The organism is Streptomyces sp. WAC04114 (assembly GCF_019733245.1).
Lineage (GTDB): Bacteria > Actinomycetota > Actinomycetes > Streptomycetales > Streptomycetaceae > Streptomyces > Streptomyces massasporeus_A.
The window spans coordinates 82,037-97,513 of record NZ_JAIGQA010000007.1 but is presented as its reverse complement, the minus strand read 5'-3'; the positions used below and the strand labels follow the sequence as shown (position 1 = coordinate 97,513).

General features: G+C 71.9%; 18 protein-coding genes. 8 read left to right on the top strand and 10 right to left on the bottom strand.

Annotated elements, in window-relative coordinates; translation table 11 throughout:
* On the bottom strand, positions 1-670 hold a 670-nt coding region (locus K4G64_RS04285; protein ID WP_221754656.1), incomplete at its 3' end, for a maltotransferase domain-containing protein.
* A gap of 74 nt (positions 671-744) precedes the next feature.
* Entirely contained in the window at positions 745-1,113 is a 369-nt protein-coding gene (locus K4G64_RS04280) for a DUF5133 domain-containing protein (RefSeq protein ID WP_221754655.1), read from the bottom strand.
* A gap of 361 nt (positions 1,114-1,474) precedes the next feature.
* Between K4G64_RS04280 and K4G64_RS04275 the strand changes: the two genes are divergently transcribed.
* Positions 1,475-1,987 (top strand): pep a2, encoded by a 513-nt coding sequence (locus K4G64_RS04275; RefSeq protein WP_221754654.1) that lies wholly within the window; start codon positions 1,475-1,477, stop codon positions 1,985-1,987.
* On the top strand, positions 1,984-4,137 hold the full coding sequence (gene glgX, locus K4G64_RS04270) for a glycogen debranching protein GlgX (RefSeq protein WP_221754653.1): 2,154 nt from the start codon (positions 1,984-1,986) through the stop codon (positions 4,135-4,137). Before K4G64_RS04275 ends, glgX begins: the two co-directional genes overlap by 4 nt.
* Before the next feature lie 39 nt (positions 4,138-4,176).
* On the opposite strand, the gene K4G64_RS04265 is transcribed toward glgX, so the two are convergent.
* Positions 4,177-4,980, bottom strand: a complete 804-nt coding sequence (locus K4G64_RS04265) for a VOC family protein (RefSeq protein ID WP_221754652.1) — start codon at positions 4,978-4,980, stop codon at positions 4,177-4,179.
* 246 nt (positions 4,981-5,226) lie between these two features.
* On the opposite strand from K4G64_RS04265, the gene K4G64_RS04260 reads away from it, so the two are divergent.
* Positions 5,227-5,547 carry an ANTAR domain-containing protein gene (locus K4G64_RS04260; protein ID WP_221754651.1) on the top strand — a complete coding sequence of 107 codons (321 nt, stop codon included), beginning with the start codon at positions 5,227-5,229 and terminating at the stop codon, positions 5,545-5,547.
* A gap of 18 nt (positions 5,548-5,565) precedes the next feature.
* Here the strand turns inward: K4G64_RS04260 and K4G64_RS04255 are convergent, their stop codons facing one another.
* The gene (locus tag K4G64_RS04255; RefSeq protein WP_221754650.1) at positions 5,566-6,357 is read right to left on the bottom strand and encodes an RNA polymerase sigma factor SigF; all 792 of its coding nucleotides are present in this window, start codon (positions 6,355-6,357) and stop codon (positions 5,566-5,568) included.
* 441 nt (positions 6,358-6,798) lie between these two features.
* Between K4G64_RS04255 and K4G64_RS04250 the strand changes: the two genes are divergently transcribed.
* A complete protein-coding gene (locus K4G64_RS04250; protein ID WP_221754649.1) occupies positions 6,799-7,320 on the top strand; it encodes a hypothetical protein in 522 nt (173 codons plus the stop codon).
* A gap of 24 nt (positions 7,321-7,344) precedes the next feature.
* Here the strand turns inward: K4G64_RS04250 and hemC are convergent, their stop codons facing one another.
* From hemC to ligD, 3 genes are all read right to left on the bottom strand, one after another.
* Positions 7,345-8,280, bottom strand: a complete 936-nt coding sequence (gene hemC, locus K4G64_RS04245; protein ID WP_221754648.1) for a hydroxymethylbilane synthase — start codon at positions 8,278-8,280, stop codon at positions 7,345-7,347.
* A gap of 139 nt (positions 8,281-8,419) precedes the next feature.
* On the bottom strand, positions 8,420-9,196 hold the full coding sequence (locus tag K4G64_RS04240) for an NPP1 family protein (protein WP_221754647.1): 777 nt from the start codon (positions 9,194-9,196) through the stop codon (positions 8,420-8,422).
* Between the two features lie 142 nt (positions 9,197-9,338).
* Complete coding sequence (ligD, locus tag K4G64_RS04235) at positions 9,339-10,319, bottom strand: non-homologous end-joining DNA ligase (protein ID WP_221754663.1); 981 nt, start codon at positions 10,317-10,319, stop codon at positions 9,339-9,341.
* A 116-nt stretch (positions 10,320-10,435) separates the two neighbouring features.
* On the opposite strand from ligD, the gene K4G64_RS04230 reads away from it, so the two are divergent.
* Positions 10,436-10,951 carry a MarR family winged helix-turn-helix transcriptional regulator gene (locus tag K4G64_RS04230; RefSeq protein WP_221754646.1) on the top strand — a complete coding sequence of 172 codons (516 nt, stop codon included), beginning with the start codon at positions 10,436-10,438 and terminating at the stop codon, positions 10,949-10,951.
* A 39-nt stretch (positions 10,952-10,990) separates the two neighbouring features.
* Here the strand turns inward: K4G64_RS04230 and K4G64_RS04225 are convergent, their stop codons facing one another.
* On the bottom strand, positions 10,991-12,148 hold the full coding sequence (locus K4G64_RS04225) for an MFS transporter (protein ID WP_221754662.1): 1,158 nt from the start codon (positions 12,146-12,148) through the stop codon (positions 10,991-10,993).
* Between the two features lie 90 nt (positions 12,149-12,238).
* Between K4G64_RS04225 and K4G64_RS04220 the strand changes: the two genes are divergently transcribed.
* Genes K4G64_RS04220 through K4G64_RS04210 form a run of 3 tightly spaced genes read left to right on the top strand, consistent with a single transcriptional unit; the run spans position 12,239 to position 13,895 of the window.
* Positions 12,239-13,000, top strand: coding sequence for a helix-turn-helix transcriptional regulator (locus tag K4G64_RS04220; RefSeq protein WP_221754645.1), 762 nt, complete (start codon positions 12,239-12,241; stop codon positions 12,998-13,000).
* Positions 13,001-13,050: 50 nt separating this feature from the next.
* Positions 13,051-13,431 carry a DoxX family protein gene (locus K4G64_RS04215; protein WP_221754644.1) on the top strand — a complete coding sequence of 127 codons (381 nt, stop codon included), beginning with the start codon at positions 13,051-13,053 and terminating at the stop codon, positions 13,429-13,431.
* Positions 13,428-13,895, top strand: coding sequence for a peroxiredoxin (locus K4G64_RS04210; protein WP_308122218.1), 468 nt, complete (start codon positions 13,428-13,430; stop codon positions 13,893-13,895). The genes K4G64_RS04215 and K4G64_RS04210 overlap by 4 nt, the downstream gene beginning before the upstream one ends.
* A 7-nt stretch (positions 13,896-13,902) precedes the next feature.
* On the opposite strand, the gene K4G64_RS04205 is transcribed toward K4G64_RS04210, so the two are convergent.
* Positions 13,903-14,517, bottom strand: a complete 615-nt coding sequence (locus K4G64_RS04205; RefSeq protein WP_221754643.1) for a DNA polymerase ligase N-terminal domain-containing protein — start codon at positions 14,515-14,517, stop codon at positions 13,903-13,905.
* Between the two features lie 39 nt (positions 14,518-14,556).
* Positions 14,557-15,387, bottom strand: coding sequence for an aldo/keto reductase (locus K4G64_RS04200; RefSeq protein WP_221754660.1), 831 nt, complete (start codon positions 15,385-15,387; stop codon positions 14,557-14,559).
* Positions 15,388-15,477 lie beyond the last annotated feature (90 nt).

The window sequence follows — 15,477 nt, the reverse complement described above, 5'->3', positions numbered from 1 at the left end:
CGGTGCGGAACGTGCCGTGGGGCTGCTCGGGGGTGCCCTCCGAACGCGGGAAGAACTCGTACCACGAGCCGTACAGGGCCCGCTCCCGCTCCACCAGCAGCGGCAGCGGCTCACTGCTGGTGACCAGGTCCCGCAGCGGGTGCCGCTCCAGGACCGCGTCCACCTCCGGCGTCAGCGCCGCCGCGAACCTGTCGGCCGTGGGCAGCGAGTCGTCACGCAAGGCCTCCGCGGCGGCGAGCAGCACCTCGCGGCCGGCTTCCTTCGGCACGCCGGCCGCCGCCCGCTCGTGGAGTTCCGCGCCCTCCTCCAGCACCAGGCCCGGGTCGATGCCCGCCGGGATCTTTATCCCCGCCGTGTGACGCCAGGTGGCGACCGGGTCGCTCCAGGCCTCCACCCGGTACGACCAGCGGCCGACGGCGTTCGCGCTGACCTCGGCGCCCCACCGGTCGCTGCCGGGGGCGAGCTCGCGCATCGGCGTCCACGGGCCGGGACGGCCCTCGGGATCCTTCAGCACGACATTGGCGGCCACCGCGTCGTGCCCCTCCCGGAACACGGTGGCGGTGACCTCGAACGTCTCACCCACGACCGCCTTCGCCGGCCGGTTGCCGCTCTCCACGGCCGGGCGGACGTCCCGTACCGGGATGCGGCCGATGGCCCGGGTCCTACTCATGGTCCTCACCTCCACCGTGCTCGAAAGCCGGGCCGCGGGGCCCGGTTCAGGGGACAAGACGTGCGGGAAGGGTGCTACCTCCCCGCGGTGGATCTCCGCTCGGCGGCCGGGGATCTCCGCTCCGCCGCCGGCGGTCTGCGCCGGACCGCCGCGGCCGGACGTGGCCGTTCGACGGGTTCCTGAAGACAGGTGACGTGTTGCTCCTGCAGGCAGGTGATCTGCTGCTCCTCCAGGTACGCGACCTGGTTGGTGCGCAGGTACCGCTCGGCCGCGTCCGCCGCCTCCCGTGCGCAGCGCTTGCCCATCAGCACGCAGAGCGTGTAGCCGGAGTCCTCGAACGTGGTCCGCACCGTGCGGTCGTTCGGTGCCGCGAGCATCACGCGTTCCCAGGCCCGGTATCGCCGCAACTGCCGGGCGACCTCGGCTTTGGCGGGTAGCAGCATGGCGCCGATCACCTTTCGGGGCTCGAGGGGCACGGTCTCCCGACGGTCGGACGGCGACCGTGCGCACAGCGGCACGGATCCGTAACGGCGATCGAGTTCTTCACACATGGTGCATGCGTGGCGACGCAGCGTCTTGTTGGAACTTCAACCAGTGGCCCCTGCCCTGAGCCGTTCGGGCCACATCGGCCCGCTCACTTGTGCGCCGCACCGCCTCAACCGTGCGCTCGTGTTGCACGAACGGGCTAGCACCCTCAGGCTGATGGTGACTCAGAAGCGATAGGCGCTCACGTTCCGTGAATCGGGGAACGCCCGCAGACCGCGGGAGTGAGGAACTGAGCTTCGCGGTGAGGAGAGCCGACCGATGAAGACCGCAGTGCCCTGCTACTACCACCTCGACGTGGAAGTCAGCCCGGAACGGGTGGGACAGGTCAGCCGCATTCTGGCCGCTCACCTGAAGTTCTGGGACCTGGACAACCTGGTCCAGCCCGTCTGCGGCGGTGCCGAGATGCTGCTCAATGCCATCGACGAGCACGCCACGGACAAGCACACGTCGATCGAGATGTGGTGGAACCGGCAGCACCTGATCACCGCCATCGGGGACAACGACCGGGCCCTGCGCCCCGACCAGGAGCTGCGAGGCTGCCTGGAGCACCTCGCCGCGATGAGCGACGGTTGGGGCTGCTGCGCGACCGAGACCGGCAGCAAGGTCATCTGGTTCTCGCAGCGCGCCCGCGCCGGTGAACGCGTCCCGCTGGTGCCGACCGCCCCCGCGCCGCGGGAGAGCGAGGGTCTCGACGTGCCCCGCGAGGAGCGCGTCGCGCAGCTGGCCGGACCTGCCAGCACGCCGGGCGAGGTCCTGGAGGACGCCCGGTGACGCGCCGGCAGACTCGGAAAGGGGTGTCCGCCTGGAGCGGGCGCCCCTACCCGCTGGGTGCGGCCTACGACGGGGAGGGCACCAACTTCGCGCTCTTCAGCGAGGTCGCCGAACGCGTCGAGCTGGTCCTCGTGGACGACGACGGCACCCACACCCAGGTGCCGCTGAACGAGGTCGACGGCTTCGTGTGGCACGGCTACCTCCCCGGCGTCGGACCCGGCCAGCGCTACGGCTACCGCGTGCACGGGCCGTGGGCCCCGGCCGCGGGCCACCGCTGCAACCCGGCGAAACTGCTGCTCGACCCGTACGCCCGTGCGGTGGACGGGCAGATCGACAACCACCCCTCGCTCTACGAACGCAACCCCGACGGCCCCGATCCGGCCGACAGCGCCGGGCACACGATGCTCGGGGTCGTGACCGACCCGGCATTCGACTGGGGCGACGACACCCGGCCCTGCCGCCCCTATGCCGACACCGTGATCTACGAGGCGCACGTCAAGGGCATGAGCCGCACCCACCCCGAGGTGCCCGAAGAACTGCGGGGCACCTACGCGGGGCTGGCACACCCCGCGGTCGTCGACCACCTGACCTCCCTGGGCGTCACGGCCGTCGAACTCATGCCGGTCCACCAGTTCGTGCACGACGGGGTGCTGCACGACCGCGGCCTGGCGAACTACTGGGGCTACAACACCATCGGCTTCTTCGCCCCCCACAACGGCTACGCCGCCCACGGCACCCGCGGGGAACAGGTCGCCGAGTTCAAGCAGATGGTGAAGACCCTGCACGCGGCCGGGCTCGAAGTGATCCTCGACGTGGTCTACAACCACACCGCCGAGGGCAACCAGAGAGGCCCCACGCTGTCCTTCCGCGGCATCGACAACTCCTCGTACTACCGGCTGGTCGACGGCGACTGGGAGCACTACTACGACACCACCGGCACCGGCAACAGCCTGCTGATGCGGCACCCCTACGTCCTTCAGCTGATCATGGACTCGCTGCGGTACTGGGTGACCGAGATGCATGTCGACGGCTTCCGCTTCGACCTCGCGGCGACACTCGCCCGGCAGTTCCACGAGGTGGACCGGCTGTCGGCGTTCTTCGACCTCATCCAGCAGGACCCGGTGATCAGCCGCGTCAAACTGATCGCCGAGCCGTGGGACGTCGGCGAGGGCGGCTACCAGGTGGGCAACTTCCCGCCGCTGTGGTCGGAGTGGAACGGCATGTACCGCGACGCGGTCCGCGACTTCTGGCGCGGCGAGGACCACACCCTCGGCGAGCTCGCCTCCCGGCTCACGGGCTCCTCCGACCTGTACCAGCACAGCAGGCGCCGGCCCCGCGCCAGCGTCAACTTCGTCACCGCCCACGACGGCTTCACCCTGCGCGACCTCGTCTCGTACAACGACAAGCACAACGAGGACAACGGCGAGGGCAACCAGGACGGCGAGAGCACCAACCGCTCCTGGAACTGCGGCGTCGAGGGCATGACCCGCGACCCGGCCGTGCGGGAGCTGCGCACGCGCCAGCAGCGCAACTTCCTCGCCACGCTGCTGCTGTCCCAGGGCATCCCGATGCTCTCCCACGGCGACGAACTCGGGCGCACCCAGGGCGGCAACAACAACGCCTACTGCCAGGACAACGACATCTCCTGGATCGACTGGCGGCTCACCGAGGAGCAGCGCGACCTGCTGGAGTTCACCCGGTACCTCATCCGGCTGCGCAGGGGACACCCCGTACTGCGCCGGCGCCGCTTCTTCCTCGGCGAGACCCTGACCCGTGCGGACCAGCCGCTTCCCGACCTGGTGTGGCTGGCGCCGGACGCCCGCGAGATGACCGACGACGACTGGCAGCGCGGCGACGCGCACTCCGTCGGCGTCTTCCTCAACGGCGACGCCATCGCCGAACCCGACCCGTGGGGCCGCCCGGTCGTCGACGACTCGTTCCTGCTGCTGCTCAACAGCCACTGGGAGCCGGTCGACTTCCGCCTCCCGAAGGCCTCCTACGGCGAACGGTGGACGGCGCTCATCGACACGGCCGACCCGGAGGGCACACCCGACGAGGCGGAGCACAAGGCGGGGACGGGCCTCACCGTCGGCGCCCGCAGCCTGGTCCTGCTGTCCCGGCCGTCACGGGTGGGGCGCGAGACGGAGTGAGGGGAGCGAGCCGGGTCGGTGCTCGTGGAGCGGCCCGGGTCAGTGCTCGCGGCGCGCGGTCACCGTGAACTGCGCGCCGTCGTGGTCCCGCAGCACCGCCTCGTCGCCGCCCTTGGACAGGACGCTGCCGCCGTGGAGCTCTGCCGCGCGGGCGCAGGCCTCCACGTCGTCGACGGCGAAGTGGACCTGCCAGTGCGGCCGGATCGCGGGGTCGGGGGCCGCTTCCAGGGCGCCGGACTCAATCCGGGCCACCACGTCCCCGCGGCTGCGCAGCACGACCTCGCCGCCCTCGTAGTGGACCTCGCAGCAGCCGGGCCGCTGTGTCGCCCATTCGAGGATCTCCCCGTAGAAGATCGCCGCGTCGAACGCGTCACGGGTGTGGAGCGTGATGAAGGCCGGCTGGGCGTTGCGCCAGGTCTCCCAGTCGGTGAAGAGGTCGCCTTCCCAGATGCCGAACGTCGCCCCGTCCCGGTCGGCCAGCAGCGCCGCCCGTCCCGGCGGCAGGGAGATCGGCCCGACCGCGACCGTGCCCATGCGCTCCTGCACCCGCGCGACCGCCTCGTCCGCGCTGCGCACCGCGAAGTACGGCGTCCATGCCACGGCCATCTGCCACATGTCCGCCACCCCCGCGATCCCAGCCACCGGCGAGCCGTCGACCAGCGCGATCCGGAACCGGTCGCCGAGCTTGGCCGGACGCCACTGCCAGCCCAGCACGGCGCCGTAGAACTCCTCGGTCGCCTTGACGTCCCGGCTTGTCAGGCTCACCCAGCAGGGCGCGCCGAACACGGATTGTGATGAGACGACGTCCTTCGTGCCGGAGGAAGTGGGCGTGTCGTGGTTCATGGCAGTCGCGTCCTGATCTCGTCGGCCTGGCAGCCACCGGAGGGTTGACACCAGTGTCCAACCGGAACCGCTGTGGGCGCCTGCCGAGTACCCCGGCGGGGGCGCCGAAACGGCGTCCGGCCTGGCCCGCCCCGGTGGCACCGGGCGGGCCGAGTGAGGACGATGGAGGGGTCGGACACTGCGTCAAGGTACTCAAGCACCCGCTGGGATCTCGGGCGCAGCGGCGCACCGGATTCGGAGGTGACCATGCCCACGGACGGCGGCTCGAATCGGATCCTCGCGCTGCGGGAGGAGGTCCAGCAGCTGAAGGAGGCGGTCGCCTCCCATGCCGTCGTGGACCAGGCGATCGGCATGGTCGTCGCGTTCGGCCGGATCTCCCCCGACCAGGGGTGGGCCGTGCTGAAGGAGGTCTCCCAGCACACCAACATCAAGCTGCGCAACGTCGCGGAATTGATCCTCGTCTGGGGGCGCACAGGCGTGATGCCCGAGGAGATCCGGGCCGCCCTGGAAGACGCCCTCGACCGCGCCGGACCGACACAGATCCCGGGCTCGCCGCCGGAGGTGTGATCCCCGGCGGCGCCCGCGTCACCGGGCCTCGGCCAGCAGTTCCTCACGCAGATGGGCGAAGCAGCTGCTCAGCAACCGGGAGACGTGCATCTGCGAGATGCCGAGCTGCTCCGCGATGCGGCTCTGTGTCATGCCCTTGAAGAACCGCAGATACAGAATGATCCGCTCACGCTCGGGCAGTGCCTCGAGACACGGCCTGACGGCGACACGGTTGACGACGGTGTCGAAGGCCGGGTCGGGCCCGCCGATCGCGTCCCCGAGGGCGTACCCGTCGGTCCCGGGCATCTCCGCCTCCAGCGACAGCGCGGAGAAGCATTCCAGGGCCTCCATGCCGGAGCGCACCTCGCCCTCGGTGAGCTGGGCGTACTCGGCGATCTCGGCGACGGTGGGGGAGCGCCCCGGGGTGGTCTGCGACAGCTCCTTGGAGGCGTGCCGGACCCGGTTGCGCAGGTCCTGGACCCGGCGGGGCACGTGCAGTGTCCACATGTGGTCGCGGAAGTGCCGCTTGATCTCGCCGGTGACCGTCGGTACCGCGTACGCCTCGAAGGCGTTGCCGCGGGCCGGGTCGTAGTGGTCGACCGCCTTCACCAGGCCGAGAGCCGCCACCTGGTACAGGTCCTCGAGGGCCTCGCCACGGCCCCGGAAGCGGACGGCGATCCGCTCGGCCATGGGGAGCCAGGCCTCGACCAGCTCGTCCCGCAGAGCCTTGCGTTCGGGCCCGTCGGACAGCCGCGCGAGGCGCGCGAACGCCGCGGCGGTGTCGGGGGCGTCGTCGTGGGGATGCGTTCGGGTGCTGCCGGCGATACGCATGGTGCGTACCTCCCTGAGCAGGTGCTGAGTATGGACAGACACCGTGGGAAACGCGGCCTCGGACCTCTCGGAACAGCACCAGGGGTCCGGGCGGCCGGTTCCCCACGCACGTGCCTCCTGTCCGAAGCACTAGTAATTCAGACAATACGGCATTTAGGGGATGTGGGCGCTCTCGCGGTCGCGTCGATTTCGAGGGCGTGCCTCGACCTCGCCCGACCTCACCTTGGGCCGAATGGCTCTGTCGTTTGATCTTCACTCGTGGAAGTGATGTGCGGCACGCCGGTGCAAGCGCTTTCTCCGACGGTTTCCGGATAACTGCTGGGCACGGCTTGATCACCGATCAAAAAGGATGAACTGCCTGGCCACAGCGCATTCTGCTCATTTGACAGTGCGCTGAGACCACAGATAGGAAGCAGCTTCCAGAGGTCGAGAGGGTGCAGCGTGTACGAGCCGAACGTGGTCGGGGACTGGCAGGAGTACGACGAGCATGCCGGTCTGCGCGTCCGCGTCCACCGTCTGGAACTGGCCGAGCCGCCCCGCGGCCGGGACGACGCCGCCGGCGGACTGACGTACTTCTGCCTCCGGGTGACGGTCGAGAACCGCGGCAACCGCCATCTCGGCGTCCACCTCGAGGACGGCCAGATCGACATCCGGCTCGGCCCGGACGGGGAGAGCGCCTTCATCGACTGGCGCAACTCGCAGTTCATCGAGGGCTTCGACGTCTATCCGCTGCGCCGGGCCACCGCCGTGCTGTACGCGGCGGGTGCCGAGGCCTCGTTGAGCCTCGTGGACGTCCAGGTGCAGCTGCGCGTCGAGGAGGAGTGGACCGAGCGCCGGCTGTGGGCGGGCGGCATCGGGGCGCACGAGGGAGCCGCCGGCGGCCAGCAGGGCGCGGTGCGCGACAGCCTGGCGCACCAGGTGAGCGTCTTCCTGCGGGATCAGGCGGAGGAAGGCACCGCCTGATCCGGCGTCAGGGCGTCGTGGAGGTCAGTGCGGGATGCCGTCGATGATCTCGCGGGCGCCCTGACGCAGCAGGGCCACGGCGACCGAGGTGCCGAGCGTGGCCGGGTCGAGGCGGCCCGCCCACTCGTGGGCGTTGAGGCGCGTCTTGCCGTCCGGCGTGAACACACAGGCCCGCAGGGACAGTTCGCCGCTGCGGTCCACCTGCGCGAACCCGGCGATGGGGCTGTTGCAGTGCCCCTGGAGCACATGCAGGAACATGCGCTCGGCGGTGGTCTCCCGGTAGGTGTCCGGGTCGCCGAGACCGCTGACCGCGTCGATCAGCGCGGTGTCGTCCTCGCGGCACTGCAGCGCCAGCACGCCCGCGCCGATGGGCGGCATCATCGTCTCGGTGGAGAGGATCTCGCTGATCACGTCCTCGCGGCCGATGCGCTCCAATCCGGACACCGCGAGCAGCAGGGCGTCCGCCTCTCCGGCGGCCAGCTTCGCCAGACGCCGGTTGGCGTTGCCGCGGAACGGCACGCACTCCAGGTGCGGATGCGTGGCGGCCAGCTGGGCGACGCGGCGCACCGAGGAGGTGCCGATGCGCGTCCCGGCCGGCAGCTCGTCCAGGGTGAGCCCGGCCGGGTGGATCAGGGCGTCACGGATGTCGTCCCGCTTGAGGAACGCGGCGAACACCGTCCCCGCCGGGAGCGGCCGGTCGGCGGGCACGTCCTTCACGCAGTGCACGGCGAGGTCGGCCTCGCCGGCCAGCAGCGCCGCGTCGACCTCCTTGGTGAACGCGCCCTTGCCCTCGACCTGGGAGAGATCGCCCATCCACTTGTCGCCGGTGGTCTTCACCGGTACGACCTCGGTGCGCACTCCGGGGTGGGCGGCGGCCAATTCGGCCCGGACGCGCTCCACCTGGGCGAGGGCCATGGGGGAGTCGCGGGAGACGATACGAATCAGTTCGGGGACGGACATGCGGCCACGATAGACCCTTCTGCGGGGCCGTTCGTGCCGTACCTCCTCCGACTGCCGGGTATCGGGCGTCAGTTCGGAGCGAGTGGATCACGCGGCGCGCACCCGGTCCGGCCGGAGGCGCGGACCGGGTCCACAGGCGTCAGGCGTACGGATCGAAGGGAATGCCGGAGGGCTTCGCCGACGCCAGGTGGTTGGCGAAGTTGGCGTCCTTCAGGCCGAAGTTGGCGCTGCCGAAGTTGTGGGACGAGAGCTTGTCACGCACCCCGGCCGGGTAGCCGTTCCAGCCGACCAGCGCCGGGTACTGCCAGGTGCGCTTGTGATTCTCCGGCGGCTCGTCATTGGAATTGGCCGCGCGGAAGCAGTGCGTGCTGATGCCGTCCTTGTGATATACGATCTTCGCGTGCGTGCCGTCGAAGCGGATCGCGGACGCCGCGTGCACGGTGAACGAGCCGTGGTTGGACGTCGACACGTACTTGACCTGGTCGTCCTGCACGAACACCGCGACGTGCTCGAAGTCGTGCCGGTGGCCGCCGATGCTGCTCCCGGCCAGGGCCTGGTCCTTCTCGAAGTAGAGCGCGTACAGGATGGCGCACCAGCCGTTGTTGCACTTGGAGCGGGCGTAGCCGTTGGTGTTGTCGAGGTCCGAGGCGTCCCGGCAGTTGCCGTTCAGGGCGCCGGTCGGCTTGAGCCCGCCGTTCACGGTGCCGTCCGGGCCGATCGCGGGCGTGGAGTAGCAGCCGTCGGTGTCGTAGTCGTAGGCGGGCTGGTATGTCTGCTCCAGCGTGTCCGCGTTGGCGGGCAGCGCCGAGGGCGGTGCCGCGTAGGCCGTGGCGGGGACCGCGAGGACCAGGGCGGCGGCGCCGGCCGCTCCGGTGAGCCATCTCCTGCGGTGGTGGGCGAACGTGCGTGACGACACTGCGTCCTCCTTGGTCCGGGCGCAGCCCAACGGCTGTGGGGGAAAGGGAGGTTCAGCTTCCAGGCTGAACGCGTCCATGCCAAGAGGGGCGGAAGGTCTCAACGGTGAATCGCAGCCCAACAGTTGGCCGTCGGCCGCCGTTTCAAACCAGGTCGTCCGGGATGTCCGCCGCCGCCTCCTCGGGTGCGAGGTCGGGCCGGAGCCGCAGCCAGGACGGCTGCCTGAGCAGTCCCTCCCGGGTGCGGGTGCTGTAGCGGACCTCGCCGACCAGGCGGGGCAGGACCCAGTGCGCCCCAGGGGCGCGCGGGGCGGGGTCGAAGGGGCAGACGTCGGTCGCGGCGGCCCGCAGCAGCCCGGCGAGTTCCGTGCGTTCGGCCTCGCTCCAGCCGGTGCCCACGCTGCCGACGTAGCGCAGTCGTCCGGCGGCGCGCTGGCCGACCAGTACCGCGCCGGGCAGGCCGGTGAGCCGCCCCTTGCCGGGCTGCCAGCCGCCGACCAGGACGTCCTCGGTGCGCATGTTGCGGATCTTGATCCAGGCCCGGGAGCGGACGCCCGGTTCGTACACCGAGTCCAGCCGCTTGCAGACCAGACCCTCCAGGCCGTGCTCCCGGGTGGCGCGCAGGGCTTCGGCGCCGTGTCCGACGAGGGCGCGTGGCGTCGACCAGGACGGGCCGGCGAGCCCGAGGTCCTCCAGTGCCGCGCGGCGTCGTACGTAGGGGAGCCCGAGGAGGGAGTGGCCCTCCAGGTGCATGAGGTCGAACAGCACCAGATGGACCGGGACCGCCGCGGCCCGCCGGGCGGCCTTCGCTGGTGCGTGCGCCAGGCCCATCCGGGACTGGAGCAGCTGGAAGCTGGCGCGGCCCTGGTCGTCGAGGGCCATGATCTCGCCGTCCAGTACGGCGGGTGCGGTGCCGAGCGCGGTGCCCAGCGGGCGGAGTTCGGGGTAGGCGGCCGTGATGTCGTCCCCGGAGCGGGCGCGCAGCAGGACGCTGCCGTCCCCGGGCAGATAGACCACCACGCGCTGGCCGTCCTGCTTGGTCTCGTAGGCCCAGCGCGTGTCCTGCGCGGCGGGCGGCAGGGTGCCGGACGTGGCGAGCATGGGCGGGATCAGCGGCAGGTCCACGGGTGAGGTGTCGACGAGCCGGCCGGCGCTCACGCGTGTTTGCGGCCTGTTTCCCCTGAACGGCGCCCCGCATCCAACTTGGTTGAGTTACGCAACGAGAGGGTAGTCTGGTGCTCATGTCCACACCACCGGTTCCCGACGGCCCGTCCCCGGAAGTGGTCGAGATCGAGCGCGCGCTCACCCGCATCACCTACCTGAGCACGCGCGCCCGTCAGCACGAGCGGCTGATGGCCCTGGCGGGGGTGCCGCTCGACCGGGCCGCCGTCGCGCTGCTCCGTCAGATCGCCGACTCCGAGCCGCTGCGGCCCGGGGAGCTCGCCGTCCGGCTGGGCGTGGAGGCCTCGCACGTCACGCGCACGGTGCAGCAGTTGCAGAAGTCCGGGTACGTCACCCGCGTCCCCGACCCGGACGACCGCCGTGCCCAGCGCATCGAGCTCACCGACGCCGGGGGCGAGGCCATCGCCAAGGTCCGCGACGCCGGGGTCCGCGGTATGCAGATGGCCCTCTCGGACTGGTCGCCCGAGGAACTGCGCCACCTCGCGACACTCTTCCACCGCATGGTCGACGACTTCCTCGCCCACTCCGTCGACGAGGAGGGCGAACCCCGGTCGGCCCGGGCCGAGACGGTGTGAACCACGCCGACAGGCCGTTCCTGAGCCCCCGTCACCCCTTCACCGCGCCACCGGCTCCTGCGGACCCGCCCGCTCGGCCACCGCCGCCACCGGTGGCACCGGCTCGCGCAGGCCGCACAGCAGCAGTCGGCCCAGCGCGGGCAGTGCGACGAGGGGCAGCAGGGCCGTGCGGAGGGACGTCGCGTCGGCCAGGGCGCCGAGCGCGGGGGCCGCGAGGCCGCCGACGCTCACCGTCAGGCCCAGCGTGACCCCGCTCGCGGTGCCCACGCGCCGGGGCAGGAAGTCCTGGCCCAGCGTGATGTGCAGCGAGAACGGCACATACAGGCCCGCCGACGTCAGAGCCACGAACACGTACACCGGCGGCCCCGGCACCAGGACCAGCCCGGCCACGGCCAGGACCGTCAGGGCGTACGACCGGCGCACCACCGTCGTCCGCCCGTACCGCTCCGCCAGCCGGCCCCCCGCCAGCGTGCCGGCCGCGCCACCGGCGTAGAGCACGAACAGGGCCGCCGTACCGGCCCCCTCCCCGCCACCGGTGCGCTCCCGCACGTAGAGGGAGACGAACGTGCTCAGGCCGACGAACACCACCGAGCGGCAGACCACGGCCCCGGACAGCCGCAGGAAGGACGGCCAGTCGTCCTCGCCGACGGCGGTGCATGCACCGGCATTCCCGGCGCCGGGCCCCGCCGAGCGCCCCGCCGCCGCGCAGAGGGCCGCCCCCGCAAGGGCGAGGACGACCAGCAGGGGAGAGGCGCGTAGTCCGCCCGTGCCCACGACGGCGAAGACCAGCAGGGGTGCCAGGGCGAAGCCGGCGTTGCCGCCGAAGGAGAACCAGCCCATGGCCGTGTGCCGGCCCCGGGCGACGGCCCGCGCCACCCTGGCGGCCTCCGGATGGTAGGCGGCCACGCCCACCCCCGACACGGCCACCACCGCCAGGGTCAGCGCGTAGGAGCCGGTCACCCCGCTCAGGGCGACACCCGCCCCGGCCGTCAGCGCGCTCAGCGGCAGCAGCCACGGCATCGCCCGCCGGTCGGTGAGCCACCCGAACAGCGGCTGCACCAGCGACGACAGCAGGGACGCCGCCAGGACGACGCCCGAGGCGGCGGCATAGGAGTAGGCGCGCTCGGCGACGAAGTACGGCACCAGGGCGGCCACGGCCCCCTGGTACACATCCACACAGGCGTGCCCCAGGGACATCAGGGCGACGGGGCGATCGCGTCTCGAAGTGGTCACCCGGCGATCGTCGTCCGCCGGGCGCCTGGCCCGCTTCCGATAATCTGCCGGATTGTGCCGAACGTCCGCCACACCCCCACGGCCCCGACCCGCGCCCAGCGGCTCACCTCCGGCGACCGCATCGACGCCCACCGGCACGACGACCACCAGATCGTCTACGCGGGTGCCGGCGTCGTCGCCGTCACCACCGACGCCGGCACCTGGTTCGCCCCCGGCACCCGCGCCATCTGGGTCCCGGCCGGCACCGTCCATGCCCATCGCGCCCACGGCCGGCTCGACCTGCACCTGGTCGGTCTGCCCGCCACCGACAACCCCCTCGGTCTGGACCACCCCGCCGTCCTCGCCGTCAGCCCCCTGCTGCGGGAGCTGATCCTCGCCTACACCCGCGACCCCGGCGACGACAGCCCCGAGCGCCGCCGGCTGCGCGCCGTCCTGCGCGACCAACTGCGCCACTCGCCCCAGCAGCCGCTGCGCCTGCCCACCCCCGCCGACCCGCGCCTGGCAGCCGTCTGCGCCCTCGTGCACGCCGACCCGGCCGACGTACGCACCCTCGCCGAACTCGGGGCCGCGACCGGGGTGGGGGAGCGGACCCTGAGCCGGCTCTTCCGCGGCGAGTTCGGCATGACGTATCCCCAGTGGCGCACCCAGTCGCGGCTCTACCACGCCCTGCGGATGCTGGCCGACGGCCTGCCCGTCACGACCGTGGCCCACCGCTGCGGCTGGTCCTCCGCGAGCGCGTTCATCGACGTCTTCCGCCGCTCCTTCGGCTACACCCCGGGCAGCCACCACCGGCACACCCGGGACCCGGTGAACTGACCTGCATACCGACCGGTAATAATGCGCGGCAGGCCTTCAGAGGAGGAACCGTGTCCCGGTCCGAACGCTCGCCCCTGCTGCTCGCCGGCCTCCTGGCCACCGCGGGCGTCGCCCACTTCGCCCGACCGCGCCCGTTCGACGCGACCATCCCGCGCGGCCTGCCCGGCACACCCAGGGCCTGGACCTACGCCAGCGGCGCCGCCGAGCTCGCCCTGGCCGCCGGCCTGGCCCTGCCGCGCACCCGCAAGGCCGCCGCGCTGGCCACGGCCGCCTTCTTCGTCGGGGTGTTCCCCGCCAACGTCAAGATGGCCGCCGACTTCCGCCACCGCCCGACCCCGCAGAAGGCCGCCGCCTTCGGCCGCCTGCCCCTGCAGGTGCCCCTCGTGCTCTGGGCCCGCGGCGTCGCCCGGAACGCGCAGGGCAGGTCGTGACCGCGCGCGTGGAGACCGGGGACAAGGTCGAGGACTTCGCCCTGCCTGACGAGACCGGCACCCTCCGCAGCCTGACCGAGCTGCTCGCCGAGGGCCCCGTCGTGCTCTTCTTCTACCCGGCCGCCCTGACCCCCGGCTGCACCGCTCAGGCCTGTCACTTCCGCGACCTCGCCGCCGAGTTCGCCGCCGTCGGAGCACGCCCCGTCGGTATCAGCGGCGACGACGTCGAGCGCCAGCAGGAGTTCGCCGGACGGCACGGCCTCGGCATGCCGCTGCTGTCCGACGCCGACGGCGCGGTCCGCGAACGGTTCGGGGTGAAGCGCGGGTTCTCCCTGGCGCCCACCAAGCGCACCACGTTCGTCATCGCCCAGGACCGCACCGTCCTCGACGTCGTCCGCAGCGAACTGCGCATGAACGCACACGCCGACCGGGCGCTCACCGCACTGCGCGCCTACCGGGCCTGACACCGGCTCAGTTCCCGGCGGCCTCCGAGGCGACCTGGCCGAGCGTGCGGCCGGACTTGGCCGAGCGGGCCCGTCGGGGATCGGGAGCCCCGTGCGTACGGGCCGAGTCGCCGGCGCGCTTCACCAGCAGCCAGGCCTGCTCGCCCTCGCCGTCCCGCCCGCCGCGGAACCGGGTCAGGGCGTACTCGCCGCGCAGCTTGGAACCGTTCAGCCGGAACGTGGCGTGCCCGCGCTCCAGGGACTGAGCGAAGTCGACGGGCCGGCCCGCGCGGTCGTGGCTCAGCGGCTCGTACGTGCCGTGGTCCCAGACGATCACCGTGCCGCCGCCGTACTCACCGCCGGGGATCACGCCCTCGAACTCCTCGTACTCCAGCGGATGGTCCTCCGTGGGTATGGCCAGCCGCTTGTCCTTCGGGTCGGCCGAGGGGCCCTTGGGAACCGACCAGGACTTCAGCACGTCGTCCACCTGCAACCGGAAGTCGAAGTGCATGGTGCTCGCGTCGTGGATCTGCACCACGAACCGGGGCCGCTCACCCGCGGACGTACCGCGTCCCCGGGGCTCGCCGGTCCGCTCGAAGTCGCGCTTGCCGCGGTAGTCCCGCAGCCGGTCCCGCTCGGCCACCTGCGGCTCCTTCCTGCGTCACGGGCGCCCGGGTACCCGTCAGAACTCCTCGTGCACCTCGGGGTCCCCGCCGAGCCTCCGCCGCGGCCTGTCCGCTACGGCCCGCAGCTCTTCCTCGCTCAGCTCGAAGCCGAAGACGTCGAGGTTGGCGCGCTGCCGCTCCGGGTTCGCCGACTTCGGGATCGGTACCGCGCCCAGCTGGATGTGCCAGCGCAGCACGACCTGCCCCGGCGACACCCCGTGCGCCTCGGCGATCCGCGTCACCGCGGGGTCCTCCAGCAGGTCGGTGCCCCGCCCCAGCGGGCTCCAGCTCTCGGTGACGATGCCCTTGCCCGCGTGGAAGGCGCGCAGCTCCTCCTGGGGCAGCAGCGGGTGCAGCTCGATCTGGTTGACCGAGGGCAGCACCCCGGTCTCCTTCTCCAGCCGCTCGATGTGCCCGGCCGTGAAATTGGAGACGCCGATCGACCGGACGAGTCCCTCCTCGCGCAGCTTGATCATGGCCTTCCAGGAATCGACGTACCGGTCCACCCGCGGCAGCGGCCAGTGGATCAGGTACAGGTCGACGTACTCCAGGCCCAGGCGGGCCCGCGACTGCTCGAAGGAGGCGAGGGTCTCCTCGTAGCCGTGGTGGCGGCCCGGGAGCTTCGTCGTCACGACGACCTCCTCGCGCGGCACCACGCCGGAGGCCACCGCGCGGCCGACCCCCGTCTCGTTGCGGTAGTTCGTCGCCGTGTCGATCAGGCGGTAGCCCGCCTCCAGGGCCGAGAGCACCGCCTGCTGCGCCTCGTCGTCGCCGAGCGGCCAGGTCCCCAGCCCCAGGGTGGGGAGCGTCGTACCGTCGTTGAGCGTGTGTGCCGGGATGCTGATCACCATGGGACCTTCCCGTTGACTGTGTCGTCCCTCCAGCGTCACGGATAGGGTGAGCAATGATCAACCGGACGGGTGGGGGATGAAGGCGGC